The sequence below is a fragment of the Paramixta manurensis genome, from assembly GCF_013285385.1.
GTDB lineage: Bacteria > Pseudomonadota > Gammaproteobacteria > Enterobacterales > Enterobacteriaceae > Paramixta > Paramixta manurensis.
Map to the genome: position 1 here is coordinate 928,855 of NZ_CP054212.1, position 18,439 is coordinate 947,293.

12 protein-coding genes and 1 CRISPR repeat array are annotated in these 18,439 nt (G+C 51.3%); of the genes, 9 read left to right on the top strand and 3 right to left on the bottom strand.

Annotated features, from left to right (window positions below; genetic code table 11):
- Window positions 1–441 precede the first annotated feature (441 nt).
- The 5 genes from pdhR (at window position 442) to PMPD1_RS22685 (ending at window position 8,722) form a co-directional block, all read left to right on the top strand.
- Complete coding sequence (gene pdhR / locus PMPD1_RS04510) at window positions 442–1,206, top strand: pyruvate dehydrogenase complex transcriptional repressor PdhR (protein WP_173632920.1); 765 nt, start codon at window positions 442–444, stop codon at window positions 1,204–1,206.
- Window positions 1,207–1,399: 193 nt separating this feature from the next.
- Window positions 1,400–4,063: a pyruvate dehydrogenase (acetyl-transferring), homodimeric type gene (gene aceE, locus PMPD1_RS04515; RefSeq protein WP_173632921.1), complete on the top strand. Its 2,664-nt coding sequence runs from the start codon at window positions 1,400–1,402 to the stop codon at window positions 4,061–4,063.
- 13 nt (window positions 4,064–4,076) lie between these two features.
- On the top strand, window positions 4,077–5,963 hold the full coding sequence (aceF, locus tag PMPD1_RS04520) for a pyruvate dehydrogenase complex dihydrolipoyllysine-residue acetyltransferase (RefSeq protein WP_173632922.1): 1,887 nt from the start codon (window positions 4,077–4,079) through the stop codon (window positions 5,961–5,963).
- Window positions 5,964–6,243: 280 nt separating this feature from the next.
- On the top strand, window positions 6,244–7,668 hold the full coding sequence (lpdA, locus tag PMPD1_RS04525) for a dihydrolipoyl dehydrogenase (RefSeq protein ID WP_173636112.1): 1,425 nt from the start codon (window positions 6,244–6,246) through the stop codon (window positions 7,666–7,668).
- 181 nt (window positions 7,669–7,849) lie between these two features.
- Window positions 7,850–8,722 carry a hypothetical protein gene (locus tag PMPD1_RS22685; RefSeq protein ID WP_354292784.1) on the top strand — a complete coding sequence of 291 codons (873 nt, stop codon included), beginning with the start codon at window positions 7,850–7,852 and terminating at the stop codon, window positions 8,720–8,722.
- A gap of 273 nt (window positions 8,723–8,995) precedes the next feature.
- A CRISPR array of direct repeats spans window positions 8,996–10,106; the repeat unit is 28 nt; unit sequence GTTCACTGCCGTACAGGCAGCTTAGAAA.
- A 130-nt stretch (window positions 10,107–10,236) separates the two neighbouring features.
- Here the strand turns inward: PMPD1_RS22685 and PMPD1_RS04535 are convergent.
- From PMPD1_RS04535 to PMPD1_RS04540, 3 genes are read right to left on the bottom strand one after another with little or no spacing between them, the layout of a single operon-like run.
- Window positions 10,237–10,719, bottom strand: a complete 483-nt coding sequence (locus PMPD1_RS04535; RefSeq protein WP_173632923.1) for a DUF943 family protein — start codon at window positions 10,717–10,719, stop codon at window positions 10,237–10,239.
- Window positions 10,716–11,000 carry a DUF3289 family protein gene (locus PMPD1_RS22690; RefSeq protein WP_354292786.1) on the bottom strand — a complete coding sequence of 95 codons (285 nt, stop codon included), beginning with the start codon at window positions 10,998–11,000 and terminating at the stop codon, window positions 10,716–10,718. The genes PMPD1_RS04535 and PMPD1_RS22690 overlap by 4 nt, the downstream gene beginning before the upstream one ends.
- A complete protein-coding gene (locus PMPD1_RS04540) occupies window positions 10,984–11,529 on the bottom strand; it encodes a DUF3289 family protein (protein WP_354292788.1) in 546 nt (181 codons plus the stop codon). Before PMPD1_RS04540 ends, PMPD1_RS22690 begins: the two co-directional genes overlap by 17 nt.
- Window positions 11,530–11,932: 403 nt before the next feature.
- On the opposite strand from PMPD1_RS04540, the gene cas1f reads away from it, so the two are divergent.
- Genes cas1f through csy2 form a run of 4 tightly spaced genes read left to right on the top strand, consistent with a single transcriptional unit; the run spans window position 11,933 to window position 18,435 of the window.
- Window positions 11,933–12,910 carry a type I-F CRISPR-associated endonuclease Cas1f gene (gene cas1f / locus PMPD1_RS04545; RefSeq protein ID WP_354292877.1) on the top strand — a complete coding sequence of 326 codons (978 nt, stop codon included), beginning with the start codon at window positions 11,933–11,935 and terminating at the stop codon, window positions 12,908–12,910.
- Window positions 12,907–16,170 (top strand): type I-F CRISPR-associated helicase Cas3f, encoded by a 3,264-nt coding sequence (gene cas3f, locus PMPD1_RS04550; RefSeq protein ID WP_173632924.1) that lies wholly within the window; start codon window positions 12,907–12,909, stop codon window positions 16,168–16,170. Before cas1f ends, cas3f begins: the two co-directional genes overlap by 4 nt.
- A 20-nt stretch (window positions 16,171–16,190) precedes the next feature.
- Window positions 16,191–17,510: a type I-F CRISPR-associated protein Csy1 gene (csy1, locus tag PMPD1_RS04555; RefSeq protein ID WP_173636114.1), complete on the top strand. Its 1,320-nt coding sequence runs from the start codon at window positions 16,191–16,193 to the stop codon at window positions 17,508–17,510.
- The gene (gene csy2, locus PMPD1_RS04560; RefSeq protein WP_173632925.1) at window positions 17,503–18,435 is read left to right on the top strand and encodes a type I-F CRISPR-associated protein Csy2; all 933 of its coding nucleotides are present in this window, start codon (window positions 17,503–17,505) and stop codon (window positions 18,433–18,435) included. The genes csy1 and csy2 overlap by 8 nt, the downstream gene beginning before the upstream one ends.
- The last annotated feature ends 4 nt before the right edge of the window (window positions 18,436–18,439 follow it).

An 18,439-nucleotide genomic window follows, 5' to 3' on the forward strand; every position in this document is an offset into this window, starting at 1 on the left:
TTGATTATTTTACAGTATCATCGGGCGAAAAATGAGGCTGATGCTACCTTCGCGACAAGAATAGTGATAAGCGCCGCCGTTTGCACCTGCTTTCTCTTTTCGTGCGGAAGAACGCATGAAAAATCGATGTTCGCTCACATTCCGGGGTGGGATTTTTTCTGGCATAAAAAGTGAAAAATAGCGAATACGGTTAACTTATGGTGACGCTTTAATCCGCCGCTAAGCCCGCGTAAGGTTTCATAAAAGTTAAGGTTATTAACATTGTCGCAGGGAGAGCTACAGCGTGCTTAGCGTACGAGGACGCACCAATTTAGCGCCGGGTGGCTCCGGGTTTCCGGTTCCGACCATATAGACACAAGGTGAATACTTTGTTACTTTAGCGTCACCTTTTTGAAATTGGTATTACCAATTTACTTCGGGCGAATGGCAAAAGAAGGGACGATGGCCTACAGTAAAATCCGCCAACCAAAACTTTCCGACGCGATCGAGCAGCAGCTTGAGTCGCTGATTATGGAAGGCACTCTGCGGCCAGGTGAGAAGCTGCTTCCTGAGCGCGAGCTCGCTAAACAGTTTGATGTTTCTCGTCCCTCTCTGCGTGAAGCCATCCAGCGGCTGGAAGCCAAAGGTCTATTGCTGCGTCGCCAAGGCGGCGGCACCTTCGTACAAACCAGCTTGTGGCAAAGTCTGAGCGACCCGCTCGTAGCACTGCTTGCCGATCACCCCGAATCTCAGTTTGATTTACTGGAAACCCGCCACGCGTTGGAAGGTATTGCTGCGTATTATGCGGCGCTAAGGGGAACGGAAGAGGATATACAGCGGATTCGCGATTGCCATACGGCCATTCAGCAGGCGCAGGATAGCGGCGATTTGGATGCGGAAGCCGATGCAGTAATGCAGTATCAGATCGCTGTCACAGAAGCAGCCCATAATGTGGTGCTTTTACATTTGCTGCGCTGTATGGGCCCTATGCTGGAACAGAATGTTCGTCAGAATTTTGAATTGCTCTACTCGCGCCGCGAAATGCTGGCGATAGTGAGCGGTCATCGCGCCAGTATTTTTGAGGCGATTGTGGCACGTGAACCGGAAAAGGCGCGCGAAGCCTCACACCGCCACCTGGCGTTTATCGAGGAAATCTTGCTGGACAGAAGTCGGGAGCAAAGTCGTAGAGAACGCTCCCTGCGTCGTTTACAGCAACGTAAGGAATAACGCGTAACTGATATAACCAATAGATTTCGCGTCCGGCAGGCGGTTCTCCGCCGCGTCGTTTTGGCGTGAAAGATGAAAGGTTATGCGGCAACTAAACGACGGGCTTGTCTCCTTGTGTTCTGGAGTGAATCAGAATACAGGGAGACAGGCTCCAGACAATTCAACGTATTAGACACAGATAAGGAATACCCCCATGTCAGAACGTTTACACAATGACGTGGATCCGATCGAAACCCGCGACTGGCTACAGGCGATCGAATCGGTCATCCGTGAAGAAGGTGTTGAGCGCGCGCAGTTCCTGATTGATCAGGTTCTCAGCGAAGCACGTAAAGGCGGCGTTAGCGTTGCCGCGGGTTCCGCTAACCGCGATTATATCAACACGATTGCCGTTGAAGATGAACCGGACTATCCGGGCAACACCTCTCTGGAGCGTCGTATTCGTTCAGCGATCCGCTGGAATGCCATCATGGCGGTTCTGCGTGCATCGAAGAAAGATCTGGAGCTGGGCGGCCATATGTCCTCTTTCCAGTCTTCCGCCACGATTTATGAAGTGTGCTTTAACCACTTCTTCCGTGCGCGTAGCGAAAAAGACGGCGGCGATCTGGTTTATTTCCAGGGCCATATCTCTCCGGGCGTCTATGCACGCGCCTTCCTTGAAGGCCGTTTGACCGAAGAGCAAATGAATAACTTCCGCCAGGAAGTGCACGGTAACGGGTTGTCCTCCTATCCGCACCCGAAATTAATGCCTGACTTCTGGCAGTTCCCTACCGTTTCCATGGGCCTTGGCCCCTTGGGCGCGATTTATCAGGCTAAATTCCTGAAGTATCTTGAGCATCGCGGCCTGAAAGACACATCGTCACAGACCGTGTACGCCTTCCTCGGCGATGGTGAGATGGATGAGCCGGAATCTAAAGGCGCGATTACCATTGCTACCCGTGAGAAGCTGGATAACCTGGTCTTCATCATCAACTGTAACCTCCAGCGTCTGGATGGCCCGGTCACCGGTAACGGTAAGATCATTAACGAACTGGACGGCATCTTTGGCGGCGCCGGTTGGGAAGTGATCAAGGTTATCTGGGGCAGTCGTTGGGATGAGCTGCTGCGTAAAGACACCAGCGGGAAACTGATCCAACTGATGAATGAAACCGTTGACGGTGACTATCAGACCTTCAAATCGAAAAATGGCGCTTACGTCCGTGAGCACTTCTTCGGTAAATATCCGGAAACCGCTGAGCTGGTGAAAGATATGTCCGACGATGAGATTTGGGCACTGAACCGTGGCGGCCACGATCCGAAGAAAATTTATGCGGCGCTGAAAAAAGCGCAGAGCACCAAAGGCAAGCCGGTGGTGATTCTGGCGCATACCATTAAAGGTTATGGTATGGGCGATAGCGCAGAAGGTAAGAACATCGCGCACCAGGTGAAGAAAATGAACATGGATGGCGTTCGCTACATCCGCGATCGTTTCAATGTGCCGGTAGACGATGCCAATATTGAAAAACTGCCGTATGTGACCTTCGAGAAAGGTTCTGAAGAGCACAGCTATCTGCACGGGCAGCGTGAAAAACTGGGCGGTTATCTGCCGACGCGTCAGGCGAAGTTCAGCGAGAAGCTGGAGATGCCTCAGTTGTCTGATTTCAGCTCACTGCTGGAAGAGCAGAACAAAGAGATCTCAACCACTATCGCTTTCGTCCGTGCCCTGAACGTGATGCTAAAAAATCAGTCGATCAAAGATCGTCTGGTGCCGATCATTGCCGATGAAGCGCGTACCTTCGGTATGGAAGGTCTGTTCCGTCAGATTGGTATCTACAGCCCGAACGGTCAGCAATACACGCCGCAGGACCGTGAGCAGGTTGCTTACTACAAAGAAGACGAAAAAGGCCAGATCCTGCAAGAAGGGATCAACGAACTGGGCGCAGGCGCATCCTGGCTGGCGGCGGCAACGTCTTACAGCACCAACAACCTGCCGATGATTCCGTTCTACATTTACTACTCCATGTTCGGTTTCCAGCGTATTGGCGACCTGTGCTGGGCGGCGGGCGATCAGCAAGCGCGCGGCTTCCTGGTAGGCGGTACCTCTGGTCGTACCACGTTGAACGGTGAAGGCTTGCAGCATGAAGATGGTCATAGCCACATTCAGTCGCTGACGATTCCGAACTGTATCTCTTACGACCCGGCGTATGCTTATGAAGTCGCAGTGATTATGCACGACGGTTTGGTGCGCATGTACGGTGAAGCGCAGGAAAACGTCTATTACTACATCACTACGCTGAACGAAAACTACCATATGCCTGCGATGCCGGAAGGCGCGGAAGAGGGTATCCGTAAGGGTATTTATAAACTCGAAACCGTTGAAGGCAGCAAAGGTAAAGTTCAGTTGCTGGGTTCCGGCTCGATCCTGCGTCATGTGCGCGAAGCGGCACAAATCCTGGCGAAAGAGTATGGCGTGGGTTCTGATGTGTTCAGTGTAACCTCGTTCACTGAACTGGCGCGCGACGGCCAGGATTGTGAGCGCTGGAACATGCTGCACCCAACTGATGAACCTCGTGTACCGTATATCGCCCAAGTGCTGAGCGATGCGCCAGCCGTTGCTTCGACCGACTACATGAAACTGTTCGCGGAACAGGTTCGCAGCTATATCCCGGCGAGCGATTATCGCGTATTGGGTACCGATGGCTTCGGGCGTTCTGATAGCCGTGAGAACCTGCGTCATCACTTCGAAGTGGATGCATCTTACGTGGTGGTTGCGGCGCTGGGCGAACTGGCTAAGCGTGGTGAAATCGATAAGAAAGTGGTTGCGGAAGCCATCACTAAATTCAATATCGATGCAGACAAAGTCAACCCGCGCCTGGCATAAGAGGTAAAGATTAATGGCTATCGAAATCAAGGTACCGGATATCGGTGCAGACGAAGTTGAAGTCACCGAAGTTCTGGTGAAAGTCGGCGATAAAGTGGATGTTGAGCAGTCGCTGATTACCGTGGAAGGCGATAAAGCTTCCATGGAAGTGCCTTCGCCGGAAGCGGGCGTGGTGAAAGAAATTAAGGTTTCTACGGGCGATAAAGTTGAAACCGGTAAGCTGATTATGATCTTCGAATCTGCCGAAGGCGCGGCGGATGCTGCGCCAGCCCCGGCAGAAGAGAAGAAAGCGGCCGAGCAACCGGCGGCCAGCTCTGCAACGGAAAGCAAAGAGGTCAACGTACCGGATATCGGTTCTGACGAAGTTGAAGTCACCGAGATCTTGGTCAAACCAGGCGACAGCATTGAAGCTGAGCAGTCGCTGATCACCGTCGAAGGCGATAAAGCGTCGATGGAAGTCCCGGCACCGTTCGCCGGTACGGTTAAAGAGATTAAAATCAGTACCGGCGATAAAGTAAGCACCGGCTCACTGATTATGGTGTTCGAAACCACCGGTTCTGGCGCATCTGCGGCAGCGAAACCAGAAGTGAAAGAAGAAGCGGCAGCGCCCGCAGCAGCGAGCGGCGGCGTGAAAGAAGTAGAAGTGCCGGATATTGGCGGCGACGAAGTTGAAGTGACCGAAGTGATGGTCAAAGTCGGCGACAAAGTGGCAGCGGAACAGTCTTTGATCACCGTGGAAGGCGACAAGGCCTCTATGGAAGTCCCGGCACCGTTTGCGGGCACGGTTAAAGAGATCAAAATCAGTACCGGCGATAAAGTGAAAACCGGATCGCTGATCATGGTGTTTGAAGTGGAAGGCGCGGCGCCAGCCGCAGCTCCGGCGGCGAAGAAAGAAGAAGCGGCTCCGGCTAAGCAAGAAGCCAAAGCGGCAGCGGCACCGGCAAAAGCAGAAGGTAAATCTGAATTCGCTGAAAACGATGCTTACGTCCATGCTACGCCGGTTATTCGTCGTCTGGCGCGTGAGTTCGGCGTTAACCTGGCGAAAGTGAAAGGAACCGGTCGTAAGGGGCGCATCCTGAAAGAAGATGTGCAGGCTTACGTGAAGGAGGCGGTAAAACGCGCCGAGTCGGCACCTGCCGCTGCTGGCGGTGGTATTCCAGGTATGCTGCCGTGGCCGAAGGTGGACTTCAGCAAGTTTGGTGAAATCGAAGAAGTGGAACTGGGCCGCATCCAGAAAATCTCTGGTGCTAACCTGAGCCGTAACTGGGTGATGATCCCGCATGTTACGCACTTCGACAAAACGGATATCACCGATCTGGAAGCGTTCCGTAAACAGCAGAATGTTGAAGCGGAGAAACGCAAACTGGACGTGAAAATCACGCCGGTAGTGTTCATCATGAAAGCCGTGGCTGCCGCGCTTGAGCAGATGCCGCGCTTTAACAGCTCCCTGTCGGAAGATGGCCAGAAGCTGACGTTGAAGAAATACATCAATATCGGCGTGGCGGTTGATACGCCAAACGGTTTGGTGGTTCCGGTATTTAAGGACGTCAACAAGAAAGGCATCGTTGAGCTTTCTCGTGAACTGATGGCTATTTCGAAGAAAGCGCGCGACGGTAAGTTGACCGCTGGCGAGATGCAGGGCGGTTGCTTCACCATCTCCAGCATCGGCGGCTTGGGAACCACCCATTTCGCGCCGATTGTGAATGCGCCGGAAGTGGCTATCCTCGGGGTTTCCAAGTCTTCCATGGAACCGGTCTGGAATGGCAAAGAGTTCGCGCCGCGTTTGATGCTGCCAATCTCGCTGTCCTTTGACCACCGCGTGATCGACGGTGCTGATGGTGCGCGCTTTATCACCATCATCAACAATACGTTGTCTGATATTCGCCGTCTGGTGATGTAAATGATTCAAGGCCGGCTGATGCCGGCCTTCTCATAGCCGACTTTCTCGATAATAAAGTCGACAGGCAGTTGAGTAGCTTTTGCTTCAAGCGGTTTGCAGTTCATTAACAATTCTGTAAACTCTTGCGGTGAATGCGTCCCGGTGGAAGAAGGGCGTTGTACATTTAATAAGTATTTACCTCCATAATTCGAGTTGCAGGAAAGCGGCAACGCACGCGCAGCCTGAAGTGTGACGGGTATAAATGACGTCTGACCGCCGGATAGTCAATTAAGAGGTCATGATGAGTACAGAAATTAAAACTCAGGTCGTGGTACTGGGGGCTGGTCCTGCGGGTTATTCCGCAGCTTTTCGTTGCGCTGATCTAGGTCTGGAGACCGTCCTGGTAGAACGTTACAGCACCCTTGGCGGTGTTTGTCTGAACGTCGGTTGTATCCCTTCTAAAGCGCTGCTGCACGTGGCGAAAGTGATTGAAGAAGCGAAAGCGCTGGAAGAGCACGGTATCGTGTTCGGTAAGCCTTCGACTGACATCAACAAGATTCGTACCTGGAAAGAGAAAGTTATTACCCAACTGACCGGTGGTTTGGCGGGAATGGCGAAAGGCCGCAAAGTCAAAGTGGTCAACGGTTTGGGTAAATTCACTGGCGCCAATACGCTGGTGGTCGAAGGTGAAAATGGCGCGACTACCGTTAACTTCGACAATGCGATTATCGCTGCCGGTTCGCGCCCGATTCAGCTTCCGTTTATTCCGCATGATGACCCACGTGTGTGGGATTCTACCGATGCGTTGGAACTGAAAGAAGTGCCGGAGCGTCTGTTGGTCATGGGCGGCGGTATTATCGGCCTGGAAATGGGTACCGTTTACCACGCGCTGGGCTCACAAATTGATGTGGTTGAAATGTTCGACCAGGTTATCCCGGCGGCAGATAAAGACGTGGTGAAAGTCTTTACCAAACGCATTAGCAAGCAGTTTAACCTGATGCTGGAAACCAAAGTGACCGCGGTAGAAGCTAAAGAAGATGGCATCTACGTGTCGATGGAAGGTAAAAAAGCGCCAGCCGAACCACAGCGTTATGACGCCGTATTAGTGGCGATTGGTCGCGTGCCGAACGGCAAAAACCTCGATGCAGGCAAAGCGGGCGTAGAAGTTGACGATCGCGGTTTCATCCGGGTTGATAAGCAAATGCGTACCAATGTGCCGCACATTTTTGCGATCGGCGATATTGTCGGTCAGCCAATGCTGGCGCACAAAGGTGTGCATGAAGGCCATGTCGCGGCAGAAGTGATTTCCGGTAAGAAACACTATTTCGATCCGAAAGTGATCCCATCCATCGCGTATACCGAGCCGGAAGTTGCATGGGTTGGCCTGACAGAGAAAGAAGCCAAAGAGAAGGGCATCAGCTACGAAGTTTCCACCTTCCCGTGGGCGGCTTCCGGGCGTGCCATTGCTTCTGACTGCGCTGACGGGATGACCAAGCTGATTTTCGATAAAGAATCTCATCGCGTGATTGGTGGTGCGATTGTCGGTACCAACGGCGGCGAACTGTTAGGCGAAATTGGCCTGGCGATCGAAATGGGTTGTGATGCTGAAGACATCGCGCTGACCATTCACGCGCACCCGACGTTGCATGAGTCGGTTGGTCTGGCGGCGGAAATCTTTGAAGGTAGCATTACCGATCTGCCTAACCCGAAAGCGAAGAAAAAATAAGTTTTTTCGTTAGTATTAGATGATAAACGGCTCCTCAGGGGGCCGTTTTTTATGCATCAACGAATTAGGCTGCCAGAAGTTTTTACATTTTTAGGAGCAACCTTAACCTGCTGTTCCTGTTAACCCGGTACGCAGACCGATAGAATAACGCCTCAGTTTTTTATAGAGGTTTTCTTTTCGTATGCTTATGCGTTTTCCCCTGACAATATTAGCCACTGCTTTGATGCTCACCGGATGCGTAAGCCATAAGGTTAGCGACGGTGCTGATGAGAAGTTCGACGGTCCAACCCAATTATCCGTTTCCCATTTGGTGACGCGTGCTGATGATGGTTCGCAGATTCACCTCACTGTTGACGGGAAAGATGCCGGGTTATTACCGGGCGGCGAGAGTCGCAATATTCATCTTTCCGCCGGTAAACATCAGGTTGGCGGCTATGTTTCGACGCTGTTTAGCTATGGGCGGGTGACTGTCGATCCCACTGAGGTAACGACGACACCGCAAGCGGTGCAGAATATCGTTTATTCGGTGACCAATAATAAACCGGTGTTTGCCGTGACCGATTCTACGCCGGTTCCGCCTCCGGCCCCGGTTCAACCGGCAGAAGCGCCAGCGGCTCCGGCCCAACCGGCAGAAGCGCCAGCGGCTCCGGCCCAACCGGCGGGATCGCCAGCAACTCCGGCCCAACCGGCAGAAGTGCCAGCGGCTCCGGCCCAACCGGCGGAAGTGCCAGCGGCTCCGGCCCAACCGGCGGAAGCGCCAGCGGCTCCGGCCCAGCCGGCGGAAGCACCTGCGGCTCCGGCCCAGCCGGCGGAAGCACCTGCGGCTCCGGCCCAGCCGGCGGAAGCGCCAGCGGCTCCGGCCCAGCCGGCTCCGGCGACGCCCGACAGCCAGCCGACTAAATCGACGACAGATGGCTCCGCGTCAACGCAGCCATCAACCTCTGAGAATTCTGCTTCTCCAGATCAGGCCGCGCCAGCCGCGGCACCTTCTGCAGGAAGCGAGGCCAATTCGGGCAGCGGCAACGCCGGATCATCGACCACGCCGGCAGAATAGAACTAACCTTTGGCGGCGATATAGGGAGCGTCCTTTTCGCCGTCTTCCATTCCTCCCACGAGTCTTACAGCGTCGGAACCGGCTGATGTTCTTAAAGAGGCACGTATCAATATTTTCTTTCTTTGATTATCCCTCTCCGCCTAACCCTTTTTTTTCTGCATTGTATAACCCATTGATTTTTCTATATCGTGCTTTATGCGTAGAAAAAAGGGTTTTCAGCAAGAAATTACGCTTTTCTTCGACTGAACAAGCAGATAGGCTATTTATGTTTCTGTTCACTGCCGTACAGGCAGCTTAGAAATTGCTCGTCAGCCGTGTCATGTAACTTAATCTGTTCACTGCCGTACAGGCAGCTTAGAAATTATCCGTTATTTCCTCGCCGCCGGGGCTATTGTTCACTGCCGTACAGGCAGCTTAGAAAGCGTACGCGTACCGGAAGAGAAGGAATAATCCGTTCACTGCCGTACAGGCAGCTTAGAAACACATCGACGCCCAGGCGGCGCGGATTTCTGTGTTCACTGCCGTACAGGCAGCTTAGAAAAACGGGCTCTCCGAAGGGCTGTCGTAACCTCTGTTCACTGCCGTACAGGCAGCTTAGAAACTACAGTCGCGCATACGATGATGTCGCGCCTGAGTTCACTGCCGTACAGGCAGCTTAGAAATTTACCGTCCCGTCATGTTTTATCCCTTTCACGTTCACTGCCGTACAGGCAGCTTAGAAAGACAAATCGTTTTGTCAGTTTACGGCGCCAGAGTTCACTGCCGTACAGGCAGCTTAGAAATGGATGTACAGATGTGTTCGGTTCAATTACAAGTTCACTGCCGTACAGGCAGCTTAGAAAAGACTGACTTTGCGGAATTTCTGGAAAACCACGTTCACTGCCGTACAGGCAGCTTAGAAAAGGTTATAGCGCTTCTGTTCATCCATCAGATCGTTCACTGCCGTACAGGCAGCTTAGAAACTGTTCAGAAATGCCATGGCCGATACCGTGGCGTTCACTGCCGTACAGGCAGCTTAGAAAAGATTTTGTGGGCGGTGGGATTCTCTATCACGGTTCACTGCCGTACAGGCAGCTTAGAAATTAAGGGACATGCGAGAGTTAGACAAGCCAAGGTTCACTGCCGTACAGGCAGCTTAGAAAACGCGTTTGTGATGCGAACCCCGTGTTTTCGCGTTCACTGCCGTACAGGCAGCTTAGAAATGAATAACGTGTCGGTATCGCTGAACTCAATCAGTTCACTGCCGTACAGGCAGCTTAGAAACCGCTGGGCGCATCTAACCTGATTGGTCGCGAAGTTCACTGCCGTACAGGCAGCTTAGAAAGACGAGGGTGACAGCATTGTGCTGAAGCGCGGGTTCACTGCCGCACAGGCAGCCTGGAAATGGTTTACTGCGAGACCGCCGTTTACTATGAGATTCCCTGCCATACCGGCAGTCATAAAATAAACTTTAGTTTTGCAGGCCTGATTGTCTGAATAGTAATTTGTCCTGTAGAACAAAGTTTTTTTCACGATCATTCTTTTTCCTCAATAAATTTACCGTTTTCTTTAAGTAAATATCTTTTATTTGTAGTGATGTATATTCTTCCGCTTGTGGATTTTGTAATAGTCATTATTTGTTTTTTCTCGATGCAGTTTGCCTTGACTTTCATATCATCAAAGCAATATAAGTAGTCAGTGTTATTACCGGGAAGCATATCTAAATTTCTGGGTGTAAGTGGAGAGTATCCATCTCCAAAATCCCAAAATATTATAGTGAAAGTGCCGTCAGAACGACTGCTTGGTATATCAAAATAGGATTTTATCTTAGCTTTGTTTTTTTTCCACCAATGTATCTTCGCTTTATCAGTGAGTGGCGGGTTTACGACCAGAATGTTGTTAACATATTGATCTTTATGTATGGCAACAATCAAGGTTGGCAGGCTTAATCTAAAAATAATATACAAGCAAGCTACGAAAAAAACGAATATGAGAACGAATTTACTTGTTTTTTTCATTGTTTTATCCCGGAAATTTCAATTTCAGCCTTAAAGTTGGTGAAAAAGGGTTTGAATCCAAATTGCTCCCAGTGTTGAAGTACAAACCAGATTCTGAAAAATCTAATGTAGTGAAACTCTCTTCTCATAATATCATTTTTATCTAATCCAAAGTGGTCTTGTGCATTGTACATTACTATGGCTGAAAATTTTCCATCTTTTATGTCTATTGATTGCAATGCTATTTCTGTAGCATAAACATCGTGTATTGTTACACCTAAGCCATTAAAATAATCTTGCATGCGATTGAATTTGGGCAATACACATACCTGATAAGATGTGCGTCAATAGTGGGATTTTTTCGGAAGAAAGGGTGTTATTTTCCCAGTCAATATTAGTAGAAAGGAAGTTTTTAATTATTAATAATGAGCTTCTTTGAGGATCCGCATCAGTTTCAATTTGCTGCCGATAGGCTTGCTCCAAAAAAGGGCTCGAAAATGGATTTCCTCTTCCGTTATAGAAATGCTTAACCAGGTCGATAAACAGTTGCCGTTTTCCCAGATAGTAAGCTGGCATCGACAAACGAAGGAATTCATTGAAAAGGAGGCGTGCAATTTCAGGTTTATTTTTGACGCGAGATTTACGAAATGCACTGAACAAGGAGACTTCCTCACCGGTCCACGGATTCACCACATCAGAAACATCATCAAGGTCAAATTCTGTTCTGAGTTGCCTTTCAGTAAGCTCACCACATTTCATATCATCGGCACCGTAATCATTAAATCTATGCTGTGTCTGGTAAATAGTACAGGGAAGCGATAATGCTGGCATGGAATATCCTTATTGCTAGTGGCTCAGCGTATAAAATTGAATAAAACTGTAGTATAGCTATCACAACTTACGCTAATTCATTCATAGCCTTGTTGATTTATACATACGTAGATGTATATCAGGAAAAGTTGTAGCTAGGCCAGAAAAAGATGTTAGCGTGTGGCTCAACTAAGACGTTAAAGCAGATGGCTGCCGCCACCAAATCCAGTCACAGCATAGACCGCGTAACCATCTGAAATAAGAAATTTTATGTATGCCAGTAAGAGGAAAGAACGATTTTTTATCGATGTATGACGAAAATCACATTGGCCACCTTCAAGCGGCTATTTTGTTAACTACATCGCAGTATGACTCATCAATAAATCAGATACTTATTAAAGAATTTTATCTTTCAGGGAAAGGAATACCCGTGATAAGTCCCTCCGATCTTAAAACCATTCTGCACTCTAAGCGCGCTAACATTTATTACTTACAGTACTGCCGGGTATTAGTGAATGGTGGTCGCGTGGAGTACGTTACCGATCAAGGCAAAGAATCGCTGTACTGGAATATCCCGATCGCCAACACCACGGTAGTAATGCTGGGCACCGGCACTTCAATCACTCAGGCCGCGATGCGCGAATTTGCGCGGGCTGGCGTATTGGTAGGTTTTTGTGGCGGAGGCGGAACACCATTATACGCGGCAAATGAGGTGGATATTGAGGTTTCATGGCTCTCTCCGCAAAGTGAGTATCGTCCCACCGAATATCTGCAAAACTGGATAAGGTTCTGGTTCGATGAGCCGCTGCGTTTACAGGCGGCTAAACAGTTTCAACAGGTGCGGTTAAAGCAGATAGCAAAACACTGGTCAGGCAGCAAAATGCAGCGTGAAACGGCTTTCCCGCTTGAACACGCTGCGTTGCAAGCGCTATTGGATCGGGCAGCCGAAGAAATGGAACGTGCGGAAACCCATAATCAATTAATGCTGCAAGAAGCCTGGCTGACCAAAGCGTTATACAAATTGGTGAGTCGCACTGTGGGCTATGGTGATTTTACGCGCGCTAAACGAGGCGGTGGAACCGATATGGCTAACCGTTTTCTCGATCATGGTAACTATCTGGCTTATGGACTAGGGGCGGTTGCAACATGGGTGACCGGGATACCTCACGGGCTGGCGGTGATGCACGGTAAAACACGTCGCGGTGGTTTAGTATTTGATGTGGCTGACTTGGTTAAAGATGCGTTAGTCATGCCACAGGCGTTTATCGCCGCGATGGCGGGCGAAGAGGAGCAGGCATTCCGCCAGCGCTGTATTAACGGTTTTCAGCAAGGAGAGGCGCTGGACCTGATGATCGCCACCTTACAACAAACTGCCAACACACTCGCTAAGGCAGCACCATGAATGTGCTGATTATCTCACAGTGCAGTAAGCGCGCCCGGATAGAAACCTGCCGCATTCTCGATCAGTTTGCTGAGCGCACTGGCGATAGCGTATGGCAAACCACTATCACGCTGGAAGGGTTAACTACGCTGCGCAAGCTGTTACGTAAATCAGCGCGCCGTAATAGCGCCATCGCCTGTCACTGGCTGAAAAAAAACGGTCAGAGTGAGTTAATGTGGGTAGTCGGTAACTTACGTCGTTTTAACACGCAGGGCCGTGTGCCGACGAATCGAACCACTGGCGATATTTTGCGCCAGCGCTCGGAACATCACTGGCACAGCGCAGAGAGTATCGCCTTACTGGCGGCGATTGCCGGGTTGTTTCATGATTTTGGTAAGGCAGGGGCGCTGTTTCAGAAGAGCCTGACTGGCAAAGCAGTAAAGCGTTATCAGCCTTTTCGGCACGAATGGATCTCAGTCCGTTTATTTCAGGCGTGGGTTGGCACGCAAACCGACGCTCAGTGGTTAACACAACTGGGCAGGCTGGAGGCGAGGGACGAAGCCGCCATGCTTGCACGTCTGCGTCAGGATAATCAAAACTGGACGGATAGCCCCTTTGCTGGTTTACCACCCCTCGCACAGGTCGTGGCCTGGCTAATTCTTTCCCACCATCGTTTACCGCAGTTCTTGGGTAAAAATGAACCGCCTCTCTCAGGCGCGCAATCTTGGTTAACGAACCAGCTTAATGTGGATTGGAACGCCTTAAACTATAAAGATGGCTGGAATGACAAGGATTTCCAGCGCGCCTGGACGTTCCCCGGCGGGACACCGTTGCAAAGTAACACATGGCGTGAAAAAGCCCGGCAATTGGCAAAACGCGCGGCGAACGCGCCATCTCTCCATGAGTTTGGGAAACTGGAGCAGGGTTTTACCGTCCACCTGGCGCGACTGGCCCTGATGCTGGCTGACCATTTTTACTCCGCGCAAGCACCGCACCTCGCCTGGCAGGATACGGATTATGCGGCGTGGGCGAATACCGATCGTAGTACCAAACAGTTAAAGCAAAAGCTGGATGAACACAACGTGGCTGTCGCGCATCATGCCTTATTGCTGGGGCGCACTCTACCAATATTACGGGAGCATTTGCCTGCTATTGCCCGCCACAAAGGGTTTCGTCAGCGGGCAACGGATAAGCCATTTCAGTGGCAAAACAAGGCCTGGGATGTCGCAGCAGGCTTGCGCGAACGTTCATATAGGCAGGGTTTTTTCGGCATCAATATGGCTTCCACCGGCTGTGGAAAAACGCTGGCCAATGCGCGAATTATGTATGCCCTGGCTGGAGAAGAGCAGGGATGTCGTTTTACCGTAGCGCTTGGGTTACGCACCTTAACCCTACAAACCGGCGATGCGTTGCGTACCCGGCTCGGTTTGGACGAGGACGATCTTGCCGTGTTAATAGGTTCTTCCGCGGTGCGGGAGTTACACGCGCGTAATAATGAAGAAACCGATGAGGGCAGCGCATCTGCCGATGAGCTGTTCGCAGAGCATCAGTACGTTCATTACGATGGCGTAATAAATCAGGGGCCATTACGTCATGTGCTGGATAGCGATCCAAAGCTCAGCAAACTGATTAATGCGCCGGTGCTGGTCGCGACCATTGACCACCTGATGCCCGCCACCGAGGGGACGCGCGGCGGGAAGCAAATCGCCCCGATGTTACGTTTATTAACCAGTGATTTGGTGCTGGACGAGCCGGATGATTTTGATATTAGCGATCAGCATGCTCTTTGTCGGCTAGTGAACTGGGCGGGTATGCTTGGCAGCCGGGTGCTACTCTCTTCTGCGACACTGCCGCCTTCACAGGTACTGGCGTTGTATAGCGCTTATCTCAGCGGACGTAGAGCTTATCAGCAGGCCTGCGGTGAACCAGGAACCCCGCTGGAGGTGTGCTGCGCTTGGTTTGATGAGTTTGATGAAGAGAAATCCTGCGAAGGTTTGTTTGGGCAACCGACTGAGTTTTATCGCGCGCATTGTGAGTTTGCCGGGCGGCGAGCAAAGCGTCTGCCGCTACAGCCGACTTTGCGTCAGGCCAAGCTGATAAACGTCGTTCCTGTATCGACACGTAGTGATGAGGTTATTCATGCGCTGGCGACTAAGTTGCGTGCTGAAATACTTAATTTACATGCATTACATCGGCAGCAATGTTACGGCGACAAAACGGTTTCCCTCGGTCTAGTCCGGATGGCGAACATTAACCCTTTAGTCGCTACCGCTCAGGTATTAATGGGCCTTCCTTCGCCAGAGAATTATTGCATCCATTACTGTGTGTATCACAGTCAATATCCCTTGGCGGTGCGGTCACATATTGAACAGCACTTGGATGGCGTCTTTACCCGCAATCGCGAGCGGCCAGCTGAGTTGCCCCCGAAAATTGCTCAGGCCGTTCGACAGCATCCGGCTCAGCACCATATTTTTGTGGTGCTGGGCACCTCGGTGGTCGAGGTGGGGCGTGATTGGGATGCCGACTGGGGAATTGCGGAGCCGAGTTCAATGCGCGCATTGATTCAATTTGCCGGGCGTATTCAGCGCCACCGACAGGTTGTGCCACAAAGCAATAACCTACTGATCCTAAATAAAAATGTTCGGGCGCTACGGGGTGATAAAAATAAACCGGTTTACTGCCGACCCGGTTTTGAAACCACTGATTTTATGCTCACCAGCCATGATCTCACCGATTTACTGGCGCCGGAACACTATCGTTTTATTAATGCTGTTCCACGTATTTTAGATGGGCGTCCAAAGCCACCAGTCAGTGGGCAATACGACTCGTTTATTGCGCTTGAACATGCACGACTGTGGGAGGAGTTACTCGGCAAGGGCGACAAATATCCCGTTGCCGCGCATTGGTGGCGGCTACCGGTGAACTGGAGCGGAGAACTACAGCGCCGTAAACCCTTTCGCCGTTCTCAACCAGAGAGTCAGTTTTTCCTGCGGATGGAAGATGAGTTCGATACGCCGATATTTATGGCGCGTGATGAGGGAGCCGCTGGCTGGAAAGATCCAGGCATCTTTAAATACCACCAAGTCACTTTGGCTGCGGGGGTAGCGGCATGGGTTGATACGGATTACGCCACCGTGTTGTTGGCTCTGGCGGAAAGCCTGGATATGGAGCTGGCGGCGGTGTGCGAACGGTTTGGGGAAATTACGCTGCGCACCGGTGATAAAGATGATCACCAGGCGTGGTTATGGCATCCGTTACTTGGGGTATTTCGCGATCTTTAGCCACCGTATTGGGAGGAACAATGGCACTACAGGGACTGAAAGGCTTTATCGTCCACTACATTGAGGCGCGACGGCAAACCAAGCTTGATGCGTTTGATAAGGAGGCGGCAAAACGCCTTACCACCGACGCCGCGTCAGAGAGTGAAATCTTGCAGCAGCGCCGTGAACTGGAACAGCGTTATGAAGTCCGTAACTGGTTAACCGATGCGGCTAGCCGCGCCGGACAAATAAGCCTGGTGACCCACGCGGCAAAATTCACACACGGCGATGCGAAAAGCAGCAGTATTTTTACACAGAACAGCGTTACTGAAGGTTATCTGGCAACGTCTACGCTACATAAAACTGTCGCTGATGCGGTCGGAAACGCTGCCGCACTGGACGTTGCGAAGCTGCTGCAAACCGAAGTAGAGGGCGATTCGTTACTGTCCTGCCTGAAGCGTAAAGAACCCGGCCCGCTGTCTGAATTGGCGGAAAATCCACAGCAACTGGCAGAGTGGATAGACGGTTTTTCGCGCGCGTTAACCACCAGAGAACCCGCCTCACACAAGCTTGCCAAACAGGTCTATTTCCCGGTTGGTGACGGTTATCATCTGCTTAATCCGCTCTTTTCCTCCTCGCTGGCGCAAGCATTGCACCAACGTATGGTCGCACTGCGTTTTAGCGAGGAGAGTAAAGCCGCCTGGCAGGCGCGGCGCGCGGGCCAATGGCATCCGCAGCCGCTGGTGATCTTCCCGAAAACGGCCGTCATGAATTTTGGCGGAACCAAACCGCAAAATATCTCCGCGCTGAACAGCAGTCGCGGCGGGCGTGTCTGGTTATTGTCTTGCCAGGCGCCGCAATGGGAAACGCAGAAACAGCCACCGTATAATCGAAAGACCCTGTTTGGACAGGGGCCTTTCGAACGCACGACCCGTGCGCTACGCTCTCAGCTAATTAACCTGCTTATCAAAACCGGCGAGGAGAGAAATCATTCTATTCGCCGTGCCCGTGATCGCTATATCGATCAAATCATCGATGTGCTGTTCAGCCAGGCCGCCGATATTCAACGAAAAGAGTGGGCGGCCTGGACCCAGAACGAAGCATGCCAATTAAAGCCTCATCAGCAACTGTGGCTCGATCCGTGGCGAATTAAATCGGATGCGGTTTTCTGCGCGGAACGCGACAAAGATGAATGGCAGGAAGCCATCGCGGAAGATTTTGCACAATGGTTAAACGGTTATCTGCGCCGTGCCGACCTTAGCGTGGGCAAAACGGAATTAACCGAATGGAAAACTAAACCCTTATTCCGCCGCCGCCTGCGTGAAATGGAGCAGGTTTTCAGGAGATATCACGATGAGTAATGTGATTATTTTACCGTGGCTGCAGGTGGAAAACGCCAACGCGGTAGCAGGCCTGACGTGGGGCTTTCCGGCGATCACGCATTTTCTCGGCTACACACATGCTTTGTCACGCAAATTACAACGCAGCCACGGTCTGCGCCTGGAGGGGTGCGGAGTAATTTGCCATCAGCATCAGGTTCACGCCTACTCTTCCGGACGCGATTACCAATTTGCGCTGACGCGTAATCCGCTAACCCGTGAAGGGAAAACGGCTTCGTTCAACGAAGAGGGGCGGATGCACTTCACCGTTTCGCTGGTGTTGGAGTGCCACGGCAATATTGCTAATGGCGATGTTGGGATGCGTGAATTGGCCGCACATTTGCAACCCCTTTGCCAGACACAAAAACTGGCGGGCGGTAGCATTACAAAATTACGTAAGGTGCAGGTTTGCCGTGCAGAAAAGCTGAAAGATTATCTCTATGGTTTGATGCCGGGCTTTGCTCTGCAAGACCGCTCCTGCTGGCTTGAGGAACATTATCAGCAGCTAAAACAACGCAATGCTGACAGAGAAATGGTTGATGCGTGGCTAGATTTTGCCGCATTAAAAATGGCGGCGCAGAGCGGTGAACAACCCGGTGATGCCGCAAGCTGGGAATATCTGGCAAAACCTCAACCAGGTTATCTGGTGCCGCTAATGACCGGCTGGCAACGTATTTCTCCGCTTTATCCGCCGGGTTCCGTGACCAATGCACGTGACGACGCATCGCCATTTTGCTTTGCGGAAGCGGTGTATGGCGTAGGTGAATGGCGTGGTCTGCATCGTATTCAGAATGCGGACGAGCTGCTTTGGCGTTACCACACGACGGAAACCGGTTATTACTGCCGTGGGCAGGCGTTGCCGGATGAAGAACCAGAAGATGATTCATACTACTTCGACATAGTTTAAGGGA